A 1674-nucleotide genomic window follows, 5' to 3' on the forward strand; every position below is an offset into this window, starting at 1 on the left:
GACCTTCGGCCCATCATCCTCGAAGACGATGGTCTGGGAGATGTCGGCGCTTTGTGTGACGTGGTCGCCGTCGCCATCGGTCGCCGTGACGGTGACCGAGACCGAACCGGCGCCGAGCGCGATGCCCTCGTCGTTGCTGCTGGTGTCGGGATGGTGGAGCGAGACGTATTGCGCAACCGCGACCTGGCCGGTGGCGGCATCGACATGCAGGGCGAAGGCGACCTTATCGGTGGCGGTAACGCCGTTGTTGTTGGCGTCATAGACGCCGATGATGTGGCCGTTGCCGTCGTTGAACAGCGAGATTGCGTGGCCATCGGTGGTCTTCAGGCCGGAATCCACGCCCGTATTGCTGGCAAGGGTGAGCGCATAGACGAGCGAAGCTTTCGCTGCCGGTCCGTCGGCGCCGAACAGCGCCGTGGCGTTCACGACGCCGCCGCTGCCTTGCGCATATTGGTGCAGCGGCATGTCGGGATCGGTCCCGGCATTGACGCCGGCAAACAGGGCCGCCACGGCAGGATCGGTGGTGTCGTCGGAATCGGCATCGACACCTGCGGTCTCGTCGATAACGATGATGTCGCCGACCTTGATGTTGGCAAGGAAGGTGCCGGTGTTGTCGCCTGCTTCGCCGATTTCACGGAACGTCAGTGAGTTGTCGCCGGCCGTCGCCGTGACGTCGATGGCGATGGTCTGCATGACGCCCGACGTGGGATCGTAGGTTCCGACCGAGACGCCGTTCCACAGCACTTCGAGCTTGGCGCTGTGTAGGAGGCTGGTGTCGTTGGCGGCGCCGATCTCGAAGGAGATGCGGTATTCGCCGGCGCTGAGCAGCATGGTCTGCGAGATCTGGATGTTGCCGGGGCTGGCCTCGAGGTCGACCATAACGCTGTTGGTCGGGCTGTCTGCACCGCGATAGCCGTCACCGACCTTCTGCAATTCGATGCTGCTGGCGCCTTCGTAGGGCGAAGCCGTGACGGTCCAGGCGCCGGCGGGACCGGTCGTGGTGCCGCTGCCGGCGCCCCAGGCGTCGCCATTGGGAACGAAGCCGTCCAGGAACAGGCCGTTCAAGGCACCGTTCGGCTGCGAGATGGTCAGGCTCGGGCCATCGTCGTCGAAGCTGATCTGGCCCGAGACATCGGCGCTGGCGCTGGCGGTGTCGCCGTCGCCATCCGTGACGGTCACACTCACTGCGACCGAATGCAGGCCCAGCACCACCGTGTCGTCCGGATTGGAGGCGTCCGAATGATGAAGCGACAGATATTGCTCGACGGTCACCTTGCCGGTGGCCGGATCGATCGACAGCGCGAACGCCGCATCGCCATTGAACGTTCCGCCCTGCACGACGCCGACCACGACGCCGTTGGCCAGCGTCTGCAAGGTGATCAGCGAGCCGTCGGTGACGGCAAGGCCGGAGACCGCATTGGTGACGCTTAGCGCATAGACGGTGCTGCCCGAAACGGCCGGACCGTCGGCGCCGAACAGCGCCGTGATGTTGACGAAGGCACTGTCGCTGGTGCCGTGCGCGATCGCGCCGGTGCCGCCGACATCGGGATCCTCGCCCTTGGTGACCGTACCAGTGTCGATCCCAGCCGGGGTGCTCGTGGTCGCCGTCTCGTCAAGCGCTACCGTAACGCCGGTGGCGGCGACAGCCGTCACCTTCGGCCCGTCATCGTCGAA

The 1674-nt window shown here is 65.5% G+C and carries 1 protein-coding gene; it reads right to left on the reverse strand.

Features of this window, described 5'->3' with window-relative positions:
- On the reverse strand, positions 1 to 1674 hold a 1674-nt coding region (locus FJ949_RS30495), incomplete at both ends, for a DUF5801 repeats-in-toxin domain-containing protein (protein ID WP_224647560.1).

The organism is Mesorhizobium sp. B2-4-1 (assembly GCF_006442185.1).
In the GTDB taxonomy this organism is placed as follows: Bacteria; Pseudomonadota; Alphaproteobacteria; order Rhizobiales; family Rhizobiaceae; genus Mesorhizobium.